This window comes from Vibrio sp. 1727 (assembly GCF_033344415.1).
Classification (GTDB): Bacteria; Pseudomonadota; Gammaproteobacteria; order Enterobacterales; family Vibrionaceae; genus Vibrio; species Vibrio alginolyticus.
The window spans coordinates 140650-158493 of the sequence record NZ_JAWPOT010000007.1; the positions used below are offsets into that span (position 1 = coordinate 140650).

Annotated in this window: 14 protein-coding genes; 7 read left to right on the forward strand and 7 right to left on the reverse strand. The window is 43.1% G+C overall.

Translation table 11 applies throughout. The annotated features are described in order from the left end of the window. Positions 1-141 precede the first annotated feature (141 nt). The 4 genes from R8O10_RS09390 to R8O10_RS09405 form a co-directional block, all read right to left on the reverse strand. Positions 142-807, reverse strand: coding sequence for a hypothetical protein (locus R8O10_RS09390; protein ID WP_005377438.1), 666 nt, complete (start codon positions 805-807; stop codon positions 142-144). 194 nt (positions 808-1001) lie between these two features. Next, the gene (prc, locus tag R8O10_RS09395) at positions 1002-3008 is read right to left on the reverse strand and encodes a carboxy terminal-processing peptidase (protein WP_318191329.1); all 2007 of its coding nucleotides are present in this window, start codon (positions 3006-3008) and stop codon (positions 1002-1004) included. 17 nt (positions 3009-3025) lie between these two features. Beyond that, positions 3026-3652: an RNA chaperone ProQ gene (gene proQ, locus R8O10_RS09400; RefSeq protein ID WP_005377435.1), complete on the reverse strand. Its 627-nt coding sequence runs from the start codon at positions 3650-3652 to the stop codon at positions 3026-3028. A 97-nt stretch (positions 3653-3749) separates the two neighbouring features. Next, on the reverse strand, positions 3750-4223 hold the full coding sequence (locus tag R8O10_RS09405; protein ID WP_017634278.1) for a GAF domain-containing protein: 474 nt from the start codon (positions 4221-4223) through the stop codon (positions 3750-3752). A gap of 92 nt (positions 4224-4315) precedes the next feature. On the opposite strand from R8O10_RS09405, the gene R8O10_RS09410 reads away from it, so the two are divergent. From R8O10_RS09410 to rsmF, 4 genes are all read left to right on the forward strand, one after another. Next, positions 4316-6112 (forward strand): ABC transporter ATP-binding protein, encoded by a 1797-nt coding sequence (locus R8O10_RS09410; protein WP_033905326.1) that lies wholly within the window; start codon positions 4316-4318, stop codon positions 6110-6112. Positions 6113-6136: 24 nt separating this feature from the next. Next, a complete protein-coding gene (locus R8O10_RS09415; protein WP_318191330.1) occupies positions 6137-7387 on the forward strand; it encodes a paraquat-inducible protein A in 1251 nt (416 codons plus the stop codon). After that, positions 7380-10028 (forward strand): MlaD family protein, encoded by a 2649-nt coding sequence (locus tag R8O10_RS09420; RefSeq protein WP_318191331.1) that lies wholly within the window; start codon positions 7380-7382, stop codon positions 10026-10028. The genes R8O10_RS09415 and R8O10_RS09420 overlap by 8 nt, the downstream gene beginning before the upstream one ends. A 150-nt stretch (positions 10029-10178) precedes the next feature. Continuing rightward, positions 10179-11615 (forward strand): 16S rRNA (cytosine(1407)-C(5))-methyltransferase RsmF, encoded by a 1437-nt coding sequence (gene rsmF, locus R8O10_RS09425; RefSeq protein ID WP_238967060.1) that lies wholly within the window; start codon positions 10179-10181, stop codon positions 11613-11615. A 285-nt stretch (positions 11616-11900) separates the two neighbouring features. On the opposite strand, the gene R8O10_RS09430 is transcribed toward rsmF, so the two are convergent. Continuing rightward, entirely contained in the window at positions 11901-12734 is an 834-nt protein-coding gene (locus R8O10_RS09430; protein WP_054576876.1) for a S1 RNA-binding domain-containing protein, read from the reverse strand. A 192-nt stretch (positions 12735-12926) separates the two neighbouring features. Here R8O10_RS09430 and R8O10_RS09435 point away from each other — a divergent pair, with 192 nt between their 5' ends. Then, positions 12927-14279 carry a hypothetical protein gene (locus R8O10_RS09435; protein ID WP_005377421.1) on the forward strand — a complete coding sequence of 451 codons (1353 nt, stop codon included), beginning with the start codon at positions 12927-12929 and terminating at the stop codon, positions 14277-14279. Between the two features lie 33 nt (positions 14280-14312). Here R8O10_RS09435 and R8O10_RS09440 read toward each other — a convergent pair whose 3' ends face one another. Next, a complete protein-coding gene (locus tag R8O10_RS09440) occupies positions 14313-14810 on the reverse strand; it encodes a DUF4442 domain-containing protein (RefSeq protein WP_005377418.1) in 498 nt (165 codons plus the stop codon). Positions 14811-15182: 372 nt separating this feature from the next. Here R8O10_RS09440 and R8O10_RS09445 point away from each other — a divergent pair, with 372 nt between their 5' ends. Together R8O10_RS09445 and R8O10_RS09450 are read left to right on the forward strand one after the other, a co-directional pair. Continuing rightward, positions 15183-16241 carry a 3-deoxy-7-phosphoheptulonate synthase gene (locus tag R8O10_RS09445; RefSeq protein ID WP_005390197.1) on the forward strand — a complete coding sequence of 353 codons (1059 nt, stop codon included), beginning with the start codon at positions 15183-15185 and terminating at the stop codon, positions 16239-16241. Between the two features lie 21 nt (positions 16242-16262). Continuing rightward, complete coding sequence (locus R8O10_RS09450) at positions 16263-16745, forward strand: YajQ family cyclic di-GMP-binding protein (protein WP_005377415.1); 483 nt, start codon at positions 16263-16265, stop codon at positions 16743-16745. A 102-nt stretch (positions 16746-16847) separates the two neighbouring features. Here the strand turns inward: R8O10_RS09450 and R8O10_RS09455 are convergent, their stop codons facing one another. Continuing rightward, complete coding sequence (locus R8O10_RS09455) at positions 16848-17768, reverse strand: bifunctional precorrin-2 dehydrogenase/sirohydrochlorin ferrochelatase (RefSeq protein ID WP_033905330.1); 921 nt, start codon at positions 17766-17768, stop codon at positions 16848-16850. Between the last annotated feature and the right edge of the window lie 76 nt (positions 17769-17844).

Genomic DNA, 17844 nt, shown 5'->3' on the forward strand with positions numbered 1-17844 from the left:
TGTAGGGGTTGTGGTATCAGAATACAAGTCTTTCCATCAAAAAACGGAGCTTTTAGTGCTCTAGCTCCGTTTTTTGATTAACATTTAAACAACATTAATGACTTACCGTACGCACGCGTAATTTGGCGCATGTTAAAGGCATCATGGCGTAACTCTATTGAGTACGGCGTACATATCACCATTGGAATCTTCGATCGTTAGCTCATTCTTGTTGAGCTTATACGTGGTTCCATGCTCGCCATTTTCATACAACAGAACCAAAAACTCATCTTCTGTGTAAAACACACCTTGTTTGATGGACTCATCCCCTTCTTCGTTCGAAACCCTAAACATGAACACGAAATCAGGTTGAAGTATCAAATCCATCTGATTAATGTTGTTGGCCACAAGACCGTCGCCAGATACGTGAGAGCTAGACCAAATACCTGCAAGTGAATTGGATAATCCCTTAGTGAAGGTTACACCATTAAGATCAAGCGTATTATGGTTGTTGCGATAGGCATAAATTTGAGGCTCGTCGGTGTTTAAACCAAGAACGATGGTGTCTTCATTTGCGTTATACAGCCCTTCCCAATGGTCAACGGAATAGTCTTTCTTTTGAATATCAATAGAAAAGCTGTAGTCAGAACCTAATGAGAGTTTGATCGCACGAAAGTTTTCAGCCGACTCTTCGGGGTTTGGGTTCATCAAATACCAGTCTCCGATGAGAAACGGCGTGTCAAAGTGACTTAATTCATCTTCTCTGGTGTTTTCTCCACCAAACACACTAAAGCAGCAAAAGCTAAGTAAAATAAAGAACCACTTCATATCGGCATCCTTATCGTTTTCTTTTAGCTTAGCCAGTAGTCCTCACTTTCGCGAAATTTTAGATGTAGATCACGTAAATTATTGGGGGAAAATAAGCGAATATCTTGCTCGATATCGAGACAGCGGAAGGCAAAAAGGCATAAAAAAAGAGTGAATCTGAAAGACTCACTCTTTTTATTCTAAATTGCCAGTTATTATGACTGATTTTCCTGCTTAAGTAGATCGACCATAATCGCGACAGACTCATCTAAATAAACATCAGGAGCCTCGTAGTCTTTTGGTATGTCATCCAATGTTTTGAATGCTTTTTTACCCAAAGCAACTTGACGTTCATTTATGCGTTGTAATCGAAGGGCTTCCGCTTTATCCGATTCAGCTTTACGAACTTTTTCGTTCAAAGACAAAGTATTATCGTCTTTTTCTTTACGATATTTCTCGATGTCTTCATTGATAAAGCGGAACTCCATCTCATCAGAAATACGCTTGTTATGAAGAGCAGTAAGTTTTTCAACTAAGGCGTCGTTACTTGGAAACGTTTGATATTGTGCTTTATCAATCTGATCCCAAGGTAAAGCATTGTCTTCAACACTTTCACCTGTTTCAGAAGCCTCAATTGGCGTTGGGTACGAAATATCTGGTGCAACACCACGATTTTGCGTACTTCCACCGTCAATACGATAAAATTTCTGAATCGTGTACTGAACATAACCTAGCTCTTTATCGAACAGATCATAAATATGATTCAGTGAACGATGTTGCTGAACTGTACCTTTACCGAAAGAGTTTTCACCTAAGATGATTGCACGATTATAATCTTGCATTGCCGCTGCAAAAATTTCAGATGCTGAAGCACTGTAGCGGTTAATCAATACCGTCAATGGGCCATCATAACTCACTTTTCCATCGGTATCGGCATTCACTTTGATGCGGCCATAGCTGTCACGGACTTGAACTACAGGGCCTTCTTTAATGAATAGACCTGTCAATGCCGTTGCTTCTGTTAGCGCACCACCGCCATTGTTGCGTAGATCAACGATTACGCCGTCAACGTTTTTGGTTTTCAACTCAGCTAGTAATTTATCGGTGTCTTTCGATAAGCCGACGTAGAAACTTGGTACTTCTAAAATACCAATCTTCTTACCGTCTTTTTCGATGATTTCTGACTTAACCGCACGATCTTCTAAGCGAACTTTGTCACGAACAATTGTGACAATGTAACTCTTCGCATCGTTACCTTCTGGCAAGATCTGTAGATTAACCTTTGTGCCTTTAGGGCCTTTGATTAACTGAACAACATCATCCAGACGCCAACCGATCACGTCGACAATTTCTTCACCGTCTTGTCCAACACCAGTGATTCGGTCCCCTTCACCAAGTTGCTTACTCTTTGATGCCGGACCGCCAACAACAAGTGAACGAATTACTGTGTAATCGTCTGTCATTTGCAAAACGGCGCCGATGCCTTCTAGAGAAAGGTTCATTTCCGATTGGAATTGCTCGGCATTACGTGGAGAAAGGTAGCTTGCATGAGGGTCAACCTGTCGCGCGAAGGCATTCATATACAACTGAAATGCGTCTTCATTGTTGGTCTGTGTGATGCGCTTCATCGCGTTGTTATAACGCTTCTCTAAAACTTCTTTAATCTCTGGCCACTCTTTGCCAGTCAGTTTCAGATTTAACGCGTCATATTTCACACGCTTGCGCCACAACTCGTTGAGCTCTGCTTCGTCTTTTGGCCATGCGGCCTCAGAGCGGTCTAACTCTATCTCGTCATCGGTATCAAACTTGATCTCTTCATCGAGTAGAGTTAACGCATAAGCAAAACGATCGAAACGCTTCTGCATTGAGAGGTTGTAAACATCAAAAGCAATTTGGTTGTTGCCCGATTTAAGCTGATCATCAAGCTCGACTGACCAATTTTTAAATGAATCGATGTCTGCTTGAGTGAAAATATTTCTATTGTAATCAAGCAACTCTACATAGCGTTCAAATATCGCTTTAGAGAAATCATCATTGAGGCTGAAGTGCTTATAATGAGAGCGGGTAAATCGCGAGGTGACTCGTTTGCTAGCTGTTTCATGCTGAACTTCAGGAGAAAGAACCGGCAGGTCATCTTTATGTAGTTTGGCTTCAAGAGCCTGAGCTGATGCTGCTAGCCATAAGCTAGCAGCAATCAGGGTCACTTTTGAACGGCAATTCATGCGTAGGAGTATCTCCTTTATGCGCGCAAGTGCTCCGCTTTCACAACCATTTGTAGGCCGTTAGCAAGTTGAACACGTACATCATCCTTATTGATTTCAACAATGGTCGCTGCCATGTTTCCTTTGCCCATGTTCACGTTAACTGCGTTACCTACTGTGATTTCATCAGCATTTAGAGCGCGCGTTTCTACAGGCTTAGTTGGTTTTTGTACTTTTGGTTTATTAGTACGACGAGGCTGTTGAGGCTTTTTAGCCGCAGGTTTCGCTTTCGCCTTACCCTCTTCACGAGCTTTTTGTGCTTGTTCTTTACGACGAGCCTGAACTTTCGCCTTGCTTTCTGCAAGTGTCGCTTTCGCGTGTTCAACGTGCTCTTCTTCTAGCTCACCACAAGGGTTGCCATCTAGGTCTACACGTACTGCACCTGGTTTTACACCGTGTAGGTAACGCCATGATGAAGTGTACTGTCTTAACGCTGCACGAAGCTGTGTTTTGCTTACTTTTTCGTCTTCATTTAGACGTTCCGCAAGATCTTGAAAAATACCAATTTTCAGAGGTTTTGCTTCACCTTCTAAAGTAAAGCACTTAGGGAAACATTCAGCAATATATGCAATAACTTCTTTGCTGTTTTTTAACTTTTCAGTCATGAGGGGTCCTGATTTGAGCGGATTTCCGCGAGCATTAAGAAAAAATATTCTCGTATTATAGTGACATGCCAAGGAAAAACCACACTCGAAGGCTAATTTATGCGTCGTTCGCGTGTGAATTAAGCAGCTTTTCTACTTCAACCATGAAATGAGTGAGACCTTCTTCGTCTGTTTCATTAAATCGGCCAATACTTGGACTATCAATATCAAGTACACCAACCACCTTTCCATTAATAGAAAATGGAATCACAATTTCTGAATTGCTCGCTGCATCGCACGCAATATGCCCCTCAAATTCGTGAACGTCGTATACTCTTTGTATAGTATTAGTTTGTGCAGCAGTACCGCAGACGCCTCGACCCATTGGGATACGAACACAAGCTGGTTTTCCTTGGAACGGACCAAGAATAAGCTCTTCACCTTTTGTTAGGTAAAAGCCTGCCCAGTTAAGATCGTCAAGTTCCATGAAAAGCAATGAGCTCAAGTTTGCTAGGTTCGCAATAAAGTCTGGTTCAGACTCAATTAGAGCAACAGCTTGTTTGGTTAGTCTTTGGTATTGTTCTAAGTTCATATTAACTTCCTACTTACTATAAAAGCTTCCATTCTCAATGTATGGCGCTAAAATGCAGCCCTACTTTATAATAGGACTTATTCTCAATTACAATGCTTCTGAAAAATGACACTATTAGCCGTTCTTGGTTGATAACACAAGTAAAAAAGCACAAGTCCAAGCTGATCATAGCGAACTTGATAGCGGTGCTTGCAACCTTGATTAGTGTTCCAATTCCCCTCCTCATGCCTTTGATGGTTGATGAGGTCTTATTGGACCAACCTGCAAAAGGTTTAGATGCCATGAATGCCATTCTCCCTGAAGCGTGGCACACTCCGACAGGCTATATTTTCTTCACCCTGTTCTTGGTTGTTCTTATGCGAGCTGCGAGCCAAGGATTAAATATCCTTCAAAGCCGACAATTTACGCTTGTTTCAAAAACCATCACGTTTGAGATGCGCAGTAAAATGATCGACAAACTCGGCCGTATCAGCATCCGACAATACGAAACCAAAGGTAGCGGAGGAATCAACGCACACCTTATCACTGACATTGAGACCATTGATAAATTTATTGGTTCTACGTTAGCAAAATTCGTTATCAGTTTTCTGACTGTTATTGGTACTGCTATCGTTCTACTTTGGCTCGATTGGCGACTTGGTCTGTTTATCCTGTTAGTTAACCCTATTGTCATTTACTTCTCACGTAAACTAGGCAGTATGGTTAAACATCTGAAACGGAAGGAAAATCATTCTTTTGAAATTTTCCAAAACCGTTTAGTTGAAACATTAGATGGAATCTACCAACTACGCGCGGCCAATAAAGAACGAGAATTTCTCCAGCAACTCAAAGACAGTGCGAACCAAGTTCGCGTTGATGCAGACAAGTATGCTTGGCAATCTGAAGCTGCTGGTCGCGTATCTTTCCTTCTCTTTTTGATCGGCTTTGAATTATTCAGAGCTGTAGCAATGTTAATGGTCATGTTCAGTGACCTTACTATTGGCCAAATATTTGCCGTTTTTGGTTACCTATGGTTCATGCTGTCTCCTGTTCAAGAGTTGCTTGGGATTCAGTTTTCTTGGTATAGCGCTAAAGCGGCATTAAAACGCATCAACGACTTATTAGAGTTAGAAGAAGAGCAGAGACCGGTTTCTAAGGTAAATCCTTTCAAAGAAGGTAGAGAAGTTGATGTTAAAGTAGAAAACATTAATTTCTCTTACAATAATGAAAACAAAGTCCTAGATAATCTTTCTTTACATATGCCGGCAGGAAAGAAAGTGGCGTTAGTTGGTGCAAGCGGCGGTGGTAAGTCAACCTTGATACAATTACTTATTGGGGTTTACCGTCAAAACTCCGGTAGCATTCGCTTTAATGATGAATTAACAGAAGATATTGGTTTTGAAGTAATTCGCGACAAAATTGCCGTGGTATTACAGCAACCTATACTATTTAACGACACCTTGAGGCATAATCTAACGCTTGGTGGGGATTTTGACGAAATGTCACTTTGGCGTGCGCTTGAAGTGGCTCAGCTGCAAGATGTTATTTCTCAACTGAACCACGGCTTGGATACTCAAGTTGGTCGTAATGGCATTCGTTTGTCAGGAGGTCAACGACAACGGCTGGCCATTGCTAGAATGGTGCTGAGTAATCCTCAATTTGTTATTTTAGACGAAGCCACGTCTGCGCTAGATACCGCTACTGAAGCGGCTTTACACAAAGCACTGACCGAGTTCTTACGTGGTAGAACAACATTAATCGTTGCGCACCGACTGTCCGCTGTTAAACAAGCCGATTTGATCTACGTGCTTGAAGATGGGAAAGTGACGCAAACAGGTACTCATGGTGAGTTAGTTGAGCAAGAAGGCTTATATCAAACCTTATATGGGGGCATACAGTCCCACGCTTAAATCGTTCAAGCTAGAGAGGTCGTTATGACCTCTCTGTCTAAGCACGCCATGCAACCCAATAACGTACGTTTGTGCCAAGGTTGTGAATTGCCTGTCGACATCGTCGACTTACCCCATGGCAAAAATGCACACTGCCCTCGTTGTGGTACACAATTATATCGCGGAGGTAGCCCTAGCCTCTCTGGTAATCTAGCCGTCGCGATAACCTGCATCCTACTATTTATTCCATCGCACTTTTTTAACTTTATTAGCATCCGACTCTTTGGTGTGATGATTCCGGCAACCCTACCTTCAGGGATGATCACATTGATGGAAGAAGGATTTGTTCTTCTTTCATTGCTCATTCTATTTTGTGGCTCTCTTGCGCCACTGACGGTTTGTGTTTCAGTGGTAACGGCACATATTTCTTTACATCAACGATGGTTCCGTGGGCTTCGTATCTCACTGTGGCTAATTCAACATTTGAAGCATTGGGTTATGTTGGATGTGTTCTTAGTTAGCATCGCCATTTCCTGTTTTAAACTCCAAGATTATTCCGACATTTTCGTCGGTCCAGGGTTAATTGGTCTGGTTCTTTTGCAGATATTTACCGTTTTGTTAGTTTCAAGAATCAGCGTCCGTCGTTATTGGGAAGCTTGGAAGCCAGAAAGTTTATATGCTTTTGAGCATAAAGATGTGCATTGCCATGAATGCCACTTGTCCCAACCTGAAGGTGACCATTGCCAGCGTTGTCATCACGAGTTATATCATCGCAAGCCAAACTCCATTCAGAAAACATGGGCTTACCTCATCGCAGCAACGGTCGCCATCTTCCCTGCTAACCTGATCCCTATTTCCATCTTGCTTACCAATGGTAAGCGTTTGGAGGACACTATTTTTTCAGGCGTGGCTGGTTTGGTAAAAAGCGGCATGTATGGAATCGCTGCGATCATTTTTGTTGCCAGTATCGTTGTCCCGGTGATTAAAATACTTGGGCTCGCCTACATCATGCTTTGCATCCAATTCAAACGTTCGGTGTTTAAGAGACAACGAATGATGGTTTACTTTGTTGTTAAATGGATCGGTAAATGGTCTGTGATGGATTTGTTTGTTATTTCTATCATGATGACTTTAGTCGATCGTGGTCAGATACTGGATTTCACACCAGGATATGGCGCGGTAGCATTTGGTGTTGTCGTTGTATTGACCATGCTTGCAGCAGAAAGTATTGATCCAAGGCTAATCTGGGACCAAACAAGCCCAAAACAATCAGAAAAAGAGTCAATGAATGAGTGATCAGAACAGTTCTCAAACGTCATACGTACCAGATGTAAAGCGGAGTAAAGGCATATCTCCTCTTTGGCTGTTGCCAATTTTGACCATGGTCTTAGCTGGCTGGCTTGTTGTGAAGTCGATACACGATGCAGGACAACGAGTGCAAATCTATTTTTCTGATGCCGCTGGTCTTGTCGCCGGCCGAACCACTATCCGTTACCAAGGATTAGAAGTCGGCATGGTAAGAGACATTAACCTCACCGAAGATCTCGGCAGTATTTATGTCGATGCTGATATCTATCCTGAAGCTGCAAAGTTACTGAACGATAAAACACGCTTTTGGTTAGTAAAACCAACAGCTAGCCTAACGGGAGTTTCCGGACTGGATGCGCTCGTCTCAGGTAACTACATCTCGATTCAACCCGGAGATGGTCAAGAGTTTGAGACAACATTCCATGCGTTAGACTCTGCCCCAACAGATTTACGCGTTTCTCAAGGTTTGAATATTAAGCTCAAAAGCCGTGATTTAGGTGGTGTATCGGTTGGCTCTCAAATTGTTTATAAGAAAATCCCAATCGGTGAAGTGTACAGTTACCAGCTAGATGAAGATGCAAAATCTATCACTATTCAAGCCAACATTCAGGATCAATACCGACATATCATTAACAACCGCAGTCGATTCTGGAACGTCAGTGGAATTGGTGCCAGCATCGGTTTTGAAGGTGTCGATGTAAGACTAGAAAGCATGAGTGCCTTACTAGGTGGCGCCATCGCCGTCGACTCTCCGGATGATGGTGAGCCTGTAGAAGAGAACACCGAGTTCCGTTTGTATAAAGATTTGAAAACTGCTGGTCGAGGCATCGCGGTTAAAATCGTCCTACCTGATGACAGCAAGATCAGCGGAGAAGGCGCTCCAATTATGTATCGCGGAATCGAAATTGGCCAAGTTACGGACTTGAGCCTTTCCGAAGGCCGAGAAGTGATATTGGCGTCAGCGGCAATTCAACCCGCTTTTAGTGACATGCTGACGACAGGTACTCGATTTGTCTTAGAAGAAGCAAAAGTGTCCCTTTCTGGTGTTGAAAACATTGCTAATTTAGTGCGAGGAAACTTCTTAACGATCGTGCCGGGCGCGGGTGAACGCTCTCGCCGCTTTACTGCCATTCGTAAAAACGTGTTTAACCAACAGCAAGAAAAGTCCATCGCGATTCGGTTGGTGTCCGACAATTCGTTTGGCCTAGATAGCGGTGCCAATGTACTTTATAAAGGCATCGTTGTTGGTTCAATCATCAAAGTGGGCCTAGTTAAGGAAGATAAAAAATCACAACACGAAGTATTTATGGATGTATTGATTGACCATGAATACAAACATCTGATCAAATCAAACAATCGTTTTTATCTAACCGGCAGTGCATCAGCAGAGTTAACTGAATCCGGGCTCAGCGTTACCGTTCCTCCAGCAAAGCAGTTGTTAACCGGGTCAATTAGTTTTGTGAGCGAAGGCAAGCAGGATATTCAAAAAGAGTATCAACTGTTCCAAAATGAATCATTGGCTGAATTGGCGCAGTACAATCAAAGTGGCTCTAGGGCGCTAACACTATTTGCTTCTGAATTGCCGCCGATTTCCAAAGGCAGCCCTCTACTCTATCGTAATCTTCCAGTTGGTAACGTCTCCGATTTCCAACTAGTTGATGGCGGAGTACTAATTAAGGCTACTATCGAAAACCGCTTCGCTTATCTTGTAACGCCACAAACCGTTTTTTGGAATCGTTCAGGGATTGAGATAGATGCATCATTAGCTGGCGTCAGTGTGAAAGCACACCCTTTGAAGTCGTTAATCGAAGGTGGCATTGCTTTTGACTCCGTGCCAGGCGTTGAAAACAAAATCGGAGAAAACTGGAAGCTGTATTCTGATCAAAAAACCGCTCGCAAGTTTGGGCGCGTCATTGCTTTAGAAACCGACGGTTCGCAAGAGATTGCTAAAGGAATGCCGATTGAATATCAAGGTGTTAAAGTTGGTGAAATCACTCTGGTTGTACCGAATTTTCGTCGTAACATGGTTGAAGTCACTGCAAGGATCCTACCTGAATACGTAGAAAACATTGCGGTTGAAGGCTCACATTTTTGGCTAACTGAACCAGAAATTGGTTTAGGTGGCGTTAAAAACCTCGGAGCGTTGGTGTCGAAATCCATCAGTGTTGAACCAGGTAAAGGTAAAGCCAAATTTGATTTTCAGTTAGAAAATAGTTCAGAACGCGTGCATGGAATCATGTTTACGTTACAAAGTGAACAAAGAGGCTCAGTACAAGTCGGTACACCTATTCTTTACCGCCAGATGGAAGTTGGCCAAGTGACCGACGTAAGCCTAGGAGAATTTGCTGATCGCATCGTCACGACTATCAAAATACAGCCTGAATATGCTTACCTCGTTCGTCAAAACAGTGTGTTCTGGAATGTTTCAGGAGTAGATGTTTCCATCGGGCTTACTGGCGCTAACATCAAAGCGGGAACCTTTGATAGTTTAGTTCGCGGAGGAATTGCGTTTTCAACGCCAGAGCAATCGACTATTCCACCAGCGGCAAAGAGTGGGCAATCTTTCTTTTTGTATCCACAAGCTGAAGAAGGTTGGACTCAATGGCGTACAGCGATTCCTAAGCCGTAGAATAAAGCTCAATTCACGTACAATTGAAGTTTGATCACTTTAAAAGAGCAGCAATCGCTGCTCTTTTTTATTGCTCGGCCCTTGTCACTATTCGTTTCTGCTTCGCTTTCGTATATTATTTGCCACAAATTCTGCAAACGAGATCCCACATTGCATCCTAATGTTTACATCCCAGACGCGTTTCTGGAAAAAATCCAAACGATCCTTCCTGCTCACCTCAATATGGAAGACTTTATCGCGTCTTGCCAAAAGCCACTGCGCAAAAGTATTCGAGTTAATACGTTGAAGATCAGCGTTGAAGCGTTTTTAGAACGAGCAGAAACAAAAGGCTGGAAGCTTTCTCCTGTGCCTTGGTGTGACACGGGGTTTTGGATTGAAGCGGACGAGTCAGTTGTACCATTAGGCAACACAGCAGAACACATGTCTGGCTTATTCTACATTCAAGAAGCCAGTTCAATGATGCCGGTATCTGCTCTGTTTATGAATGATGAATCTTACGATGCCGTGTTAGATACTGCAGCCGCTCCAGGCTCAAAAACCACTCAAATTGCAGCTTTAATGAACAACGAAGGTGTGCTTGTGGCCAATGAATACGCCGCAAGTCGTGTAAAAGTACTGCACGCTAATGTGGAACGTTGTGGAGTACGTAACGCCGCACTAAGTAACTTCGATGGGCGCGTTTTTGGCGGTTGGCTACCAGAACAATTTGATGCGGTTTTGCTCGACGCGCCTTGCTCTGGAGAAGGCACCGTTCGCAAAGACGAAGATGCGATGAAAAACTGGACGCAAGCTTCCGTACTCGACATCGCTGACACACAGAAAGATCTTATTGAAAGCGCCTTCCATGCATTAAAGCCCGGTGGTGTGATGGTTTACTCAACATGTACGCTCAGTACAGAAGAAAACCAACAAGTTTGTCAACACTTGAAAGAAACCTTTGGGGATGCTGTAGAGTTTGAAAGCCTTGAGAACTTGTTTGAAAACGCAGAGGCAGCTCTAACTGAAGAAGGCTTTTTGCATATTTTCCCGCAGGTCTACGACTGTGAAGGGTTCTTTGTTGCAAGAATTCGCAAACAGGCTGCTGTTGAGGCGCCAGAAGTCAAAAAGCGCATGGGGAAATTCCCCTTTGCTAAAACTTCAAAAAAAGAATCGACAGAAATTGCTCAACAACTCCAAAGCGCGTTAGGTATTAAACTTCCAAATGACAGTTCTGTATGGCTTCGCGATAAAGATGTCTGGTTATTCCCTAATGCTTTAGAAGCGATGATCGGCGAATTACGCTTCTCCCGTATGGGTATAAAGATCGCGGAAGCACATAAAAATGGCTACCGTTGGCAACACCAAGTCGCGACTGCCCTGGCGACAGGTTCTGAAAGCAACGCCATTGAACTCAGTATTGAAGAAGCGCGCGAATGGTACATGGGGCGTGATGTTCGCCCACAAACCATTCCTGAGGGAATGAAAACAGGTAAAGGCGAAGTGCTTGTCACCTATCAAGGCGCAGTTATTGGCCTTGGCAAGTGGGTAAGCAACCGAATAAAGAATGGTCTCCCTCGCGAATTAGTACGAGATAAGAACTTATTTTAAAAGACGTAAAACGAACCATAAATAAATGAAAAGCCATCGTATTTGCGATGGCTTTTTAATTCGTAAGTATGAAAGCAAGTGGGCTCGCTAGCGATCCGGACACGCTGTACTAAACTAGTTGTATCAAAGTAATGCTTTGATGTGGCATTTCTCTCTATGTTCACCAACAAAATTATTGTTGGACAAGTTTAGCGCAGGCTCTGCGGAGCCGTTTCCCCTAGGCCCAAAAAAAGGAAAAGTTTGGGCCGTTTTTTTGGCTGTAGATCCGCTATACGTGAGTTTGGACTACGCTAGACGAATACCGTCTTTCTCAATGACAATTTTACCCTGCTTGTATAAGCCACCGATGGTCTTTTTATAAGTCCCTTTACTTGTGCGGAAAGCATCAAAAATCGCTTCAGGAGACGACTTGTCATTCAAAGGCAAAAATCCGCCTTTCTTCTCTAGCAGGTCAAGGATCTTACTAGAAAGATCGTCCATTTTCGCCACACCTACTTTTTGTAGAGCAAGGTCGATTTTACCATCTTCACGAATGTGCTTAATAAAGCCTTTCAGCTTTTTACCGATGTAAAGCTTACCAAAAACATCCGATGGGAAAATCATGCCCCAATGCTTACCGTTAACGATAGCTTTATAACCAAGTTGACTACGCTCTGCGATGATCAAATCAACTTGTTCGTTAACTTCATAATTCGCTGGAGTTTTATCTAACCATTTATTGAACTTAGTCGTACCAACAATGCGACCTGACGCTTTGTCGGTATAAACATACACTAAAATGGTTTGTCCGGCAGAGAAGCGAGTGCGTTGCTCACTAAAAGGAATCAGTAAGTCCTTTTCTTTGATGCCCCAATTTACAAAAGCACCTGTCGCATTCACACCCTCAATCTTCATTAAACCCCACTCACCCACTTGGGCAATTGGTCTTTCAATGGTCGCAGCAAGTTGGCTTTCTGAATCGAAGTACAGAAATACGTCTACATACTCACCAATTTCAGTACCCTCTGGTACATACTTACTAGGTAGTAGAACAGAACCGTAATCATCGCCATCCAGAAATACGCCAAAATCAGCCTTTTTAATGACTTCTAAGCTGTTAATTTGACCAATTTTAATCATTGATTTTGTCTCTTTTTAAATTTACGTGGAATTATACCTAAACTAACAAGAAAATCAGAGAGAAAAGCATAGTGCTCTGTTATGCTGTTGTCGTTCAGCTATATGCCCCAGTCACTCTTTTAGCACTCTTATACTTACCTGCTCAACGGAACGCATAAGTTAAGAATGCTTTAGCAAAGTCAGGAGCTTTCTTTGGTCACCGTCGATAAACAAGACTCAATAACATTAAAAATCAGTCATGCACTCGCAAAGAGCAAAAGTGTCGACCTAGATATTTACTTTTTTATACCTGGTGAGCTTGGTTTAAACGCCGATATCATCAGTGAATCCGAATTTTATTACACCTCAATCACACAGCAACGATCTTATTACAGTACTGAAATCCTTCTTCCGCTAGTACACAGTCGACTTGCCAAACGTGGACGCCTGTCGAATCAGCAATACCGAGTAAGTTTGAGTTTGTTCGCTTACCAATACGTTATCGCGCTAGACAAAGCGGTAGCAAGTTTAAACAAGCATGAGAACAACTCCGTAACGGAAGATGAAGTGGACGAAGTTATCGAGCTCACGCTTGAGATCTTAAAGCGCTTGCGGCGTTCTATTCCTTATGAAGAGAACTTAAAACGCTACTACGTTAACATCGATAACTATCTGTCTTGGTATACCGAGCAAAAGTTCCTGTCACTGGTGGCCCATCTACCACGTGAAGGCGACTATGGCACGATCAAAAAGCGTCTGATCACGCTATGTGAGAAAGAGCAAGCCCATCGTAAACTCAACAAATACAACTCATCAAGAGTCGTTGAAGACGTTACTCGCCTATCTAACAAAATGCGCTTGCTAAGGCGATTGATTGAACACCCTATCGTGCTTCGTGAAGAAACCATATCGATGGGTAACAACATTAAGCGCGCTATCAAAGGTATTGCAACCGGTTTAGTGATGGTTGTCGTGACCTCGACAGTGATTCTCGCTCGCGATTATCTGGGGGAAATTTCTGCCTCATTCATTATCGCGATGTCTTTTATTTACGCTTTACGAGAAATCTTTAAAGATGATTTACGCGATGCCATGTGGCGATGGATCCGTAAAGGCAAGCCAAAATGGCGTAAGAAGTATGTTGATCCAACGACGAAAAAAGTGGTTGGCAAAAAATTGGAGTGGCTCGATTATCGTACCTTAAGTAGCTTGCCGGATAAGATTCAAAGAATACGTAAAAAACGCGTCGTGCAACGTGAAGAGCAGATTCTTCATTATCACGAGAAAACCGAAATGGCGACCTCTCTTTTCTTGAGTGGTTACGAACAAACGAGAGAAACATTGAACATCAGTTTGCGCCCTATCATCCGCTTGATGGATAAAAGCTCAAACCGAGTTTACCGTTTAAATGAAGGTCAAGTAACCAAAGAGTCAGTAGAGAAACGTCATTTGCTCAATGTGATTGTCAAAGAGGACAACCACACCGATGAGCCTGTTTATTACCGCTGGAAAGTGGTCTTAAATCGCTCCAAAATCGTCTCTATCGAGAAGATTGAACTCAATTAAGCCACCACCTTTAAACAAGCGAGCCACAAACCACTAGGCAGCCTCTTTTCTTTGTTGGGCTGCTTTTTTTATCGAAAGAGTAAGCGAGAATTCAGCCATTGGCTCGTCACCATGTAAGTTAGGACACAGCGCGACAATTTTTACGTCACGATTTACTCGTTCACCCGTTGCCAAGGTGTGCTCGAGCATCTCATCAATGACATGACCATCGTTACAAACAAAGTGCACATCGGCTTCCGGGCGCTTTAAAAACTCGGCTTTCACACCTTTAAATGCCAGCGAGATCGCTTCTCCCTTTTCTTGCGCTTTACTCATAGCAAGAAAACCACCAGCAACATCAGCGCCAACGGCTAAAGCACCGAAATACATGCTATTCAGGTGGTTCTTCGTCCTTCTGCGCAATGGGATACGAACCTCAACATGCTTGCTATCTATCGCAATGATTTTAGGGTGGCAAAGCCAAATCAGCGGCACTTTAGAAAAGCCAAACAGATTTAGATACAAATTCGCACGACGTAGAGCTGATAACATTTTGGTCTCCTTACCAATCTAGTCAGACCAGTTAATCAACGAAAGAAATAGATGTCAAAGAAATGTTAACAAAAGCTCGATCTCACGAGTTATTTAACCTTCAGGAAGTGACGGCGTCACCCGTGAGGTATGAAGTTTATCGCAGTTACTTAGATTACCTTACAGCGAGATAGATAAAATGGTTATAAATTCAAATGTATATATATTGATTTAATGATCAAGTTTTGTCATTTATACATAAGTCATTTAAATGAATACCTACACCTTTGTATACAATTCGGTATTTCCTGGCGAAGATTCCCGTGAAACGGTTTATTCCTGCCTGTAATTCCGTTATCTTTACCCCTTCGCAATAGAGAATAAAGCTATAACATGCCTATAAAAACAGATGAATTGAGAACCCAACCTTTGGGTCCAATGCCTACCCCAGCAGAGCTAGGTAGTGTACATCCTATTACGGATGACGTTGCAGACCGTATCGCTCAATCTCGTCGTCAGATTGAAAACATTTTATCGGGTGAAGACGATCGCCTTCTTGCGATTGTAGGTCCGTGTTCTGTTCACGACACTGAAGCTGCCATTGATTACGCCACTCGCCTGAGTGAAATCCAAGACAAGTACAAAGACGAACTGTTTATCGTGATGCGTACTTACTTTGAAAAGCCTCGTACAGTAGTTGGTTGGAAAGGTTTGATTACGGACCCTAACCTAGATGGTTCTTACGCACTTGAAGCTGGTCTTCATAAAGCTCGTAAACTACTACTGGATATCAACAAGCTTGGTCTTGCGACTGCTACTGAGTTTCTTGATATGATCACTGGCCAATACATCGCGGATTTGATCACTTGGGGCGCGATTGGTGCTCGCACAACGGAATCACAAATTCACCGTGAAATGGCGTCGGCACTATCTTGCCCAGTTGGTTTCAAAAATGGCACAAATGGCAACGTAAAAATTGCAATTGATGCAATTCGCGCATCGAAAGCATCGCATTACTTCTACTCGCCAGATAAGAACGGTCGAATGACGGTTTACCGCACAAGTGGCAACCCTTACGGTCATATTATTCTGCGCGGTGGAGAAAAAGGCCCTAACTTTGATGAAGCATCAGTCAAACAAGCATGTGATGCTTTAGCTGAGTTTGGATTGCCACAACGTTTGGTTGTGGATTTCAGCCATGCAAACTGTCAGAAGCAACACAGAAAACAAATCGACGTAGCTCAAGACATTTGTAACCAAATTAAGTCAGGCAGCACTCGTATTGCGGGTATCATGGCTGAAAGCTTTATTCTTGAAGGCAATCAGCCAATGACTGACATCAATAACCTAACGTATGGTCAGTCTATTACAGATCCATGCCTAGGTTGGGAAGACACTGCTACAATGCTAGATATGCTGGCAAGCGCTGTTAAGTCCCGAAAGTCCCTATAACAAAATAATCAAGGAATCTTCATGCCATCGTTTGATATTGTTTCTGAAATCGATACGGTTGAACTACGTAACGCCGTTGATAACGCTAACCGTGAATTGTCTACTCGTTTCGATTTCCGCAACGTAAATGCGAGCTTTGAGCTAGTAGAAGAAAACGTAAAAATGTCTGCGGAAGGTGACTTCCAACTTAAGCAAATGCGCGACATTTTACGCGGCCACTTAGCGAAGCGTAACATTGACGCGAACGCAATGGATGCACAAGACCCAGACGTTACTGGTAAAAACTGGCACCAAACTCTGCTTTTCCGTCAAGGTATTGATACTCCAACGGCGAAAAAAGTAGTGAAACTTATCAAAGACGCAAAGTTAAAAGTACAAGCTTCTATTCAAGGCGACAAAGTACGTGTTACTGGTAAGAAACGCGACGACCTGCAAGCGACAATGGCAGCGATTCGTGAAGCAGAGATGGGTATCCCATTCCAGTTTAACAACTTCCGTGATTAATCAATCTGAGAAGTAAGTAAAAACGCCAGCGCATAATCCGCTGGCGTTTTTTATTGGCTTTTGTGTAACGAACTACGTATCCACTTTTAGCATTTGGCATTGCTAGATAACCAAGTCCTGCCCTTGCAGCAATACGAATTCGCTCGTTCCTTGTGGTATGAACACGCAAATTCGAAGCTTTTCAGCTTTAGCCTTGGCCAGCATATCCGAAAGCTCAGCAGCGCTCGAGAAAGCTTCTCTTTCTGCATCTCTGCGTATTAGTTCTAACACATTCGCTTCACATCGAGTTGAGTACAGAGCCAGCTCCGCTTGTTGCATATAGCGTACGGCTTTTATTGGCAACATCTCAACATCTTTCCCAACATGTATCCAAGTACAACTTCCCTTTTCATCTAAAGGTGTTGCCATGGTCGCTTGGTAAATTGCTTCTAACTCACGATTATCTCGCGCGTTTTCCACCTCGGGATTCGAGAAAAATTGCTCCCAAAACTTGCGGCGTAAATCGACGCTAGGCAGTGCCTCTTTAATTGAGTTTCGCTTTGAGTTAGCAAAATCCGCCATCAACCCCATGTTTTGTGGCAGTATCGATTCAAGCTTTTCACGGATGTTTCGAATTAAAACTGGCGAAGCTCCACCACTAGAGATAGCGATTTGGATGCGGCCACGATTAATCATTGACGGCGTGATGAAATCACAATAAGGCTTATCATCCACAACGTTAACCAAGATGCCTAGCTCTTTGGCATCTTTGTACACTTGGTGATTTAGCTCAGGATTGTCTGTCGTCGCCCACACTTGAACAAAGTTTTTAGTGACAATGTCACTCGAATAGAAACGTTGTACCCAGCGCAGTTGATGCTCAGAAGCAAGCTTAGACAGAAAATCAACCAACGTCGGAGAAACGATAGTCACATCCGCCCCAGCCTTTAGCAACGCTTCCACCTTTCGGCTTGCCACCTCACCGCCACCCACGACGAGAACGGGTTTATTAATTAAATCTAAGAACAGAGGAAAATATCGCATTTCAATCCATGATTACTCTAATTAGCTGTTGTAGACCATGCTACCAAAAATGGGGCAAGCTCATCACCCTGTTTCG

Coding starts and splice junctions, on each gene's coding strand:
- R8O10_RS09445 (WP_005390197.1), top strand. CDS start 15,183: ATGCCTATAAAAACAGATGAATTGAGAACCCAACCTTTGGGTCCAATG.
- prc (WP_318191329.1), bottom strand. CDS start 3,008: ATGAATTGCCGTTCAAAAGTGACCCTGATTGCTGCTAGCTTATGGCTA.
- proQ (WP_005377435.1), bottom strand. CDS start 3,652: ATGACTGAAAAGTTAAAAAACAGCAAAGAAGTTATTGCATATATTGCT.
- R8O10_RS09420 (WP_318191331.1), top strand. CDS start 7,380: ATGAGTGATCAGAACAGTTCTCAAACGTCATACGTACCAGATGTAAAG.
- R8O10_RS09410 (WP_033905326.1), top strand. CDS start 4,316: ATGCTTCTGAAAAATGACACTATTAGCCGTTCTTGGTTGATAACACAA.
- R8O10_RS09430 (WP_054576876.1), bottom strand. CDS start 12,734: ATGATTAAAATTGGTCAAATTAACAGCTTAGAAGTCATTAAAAAGGCT.
- R8O10_RS09455 (WP_033905330.1), bottom strand. CDS start 17,768: ATGCGATATTTTCCTCTGTTCTTAGATTTAATTAATAAACCCGTTCTC.
- R8O10_RS09405 (WP_017634278.1), bottom strand. CDS start 4,223: ATGAACTTAGAACAATACCAAAGACTAACCAAACAAGCTGTTGCTCTA.
- R8O10_RS09415 (WP_318191330.1), top strand. CDS start 6,137: ATGACCTCTCTGTCTAAGCACGCCATGCAACCCAATAACGTACGTTTG.
- R8O10_RS09440 (WP_005377418.1), bottom strand. CDS start 14,810: ATGTTATCAGCTCTACGTCGTGCGAATTTGTATCTAAATCTGTTTGGC.
- R8O10_RS09390 (WP_005377438.1), bottom strand. CDS start 807: ATGAAGTGGTTCTTTATTTTACTTAGCTTTTGCTGCTTTAGTGTGTTT.
- R8O10_RS09450 (WP_005377415.1), top strand. CDS start 16,263: ATGCCATCGTTTGATATTGTTTCTGAAATCGATACGGTTGAACTACGT.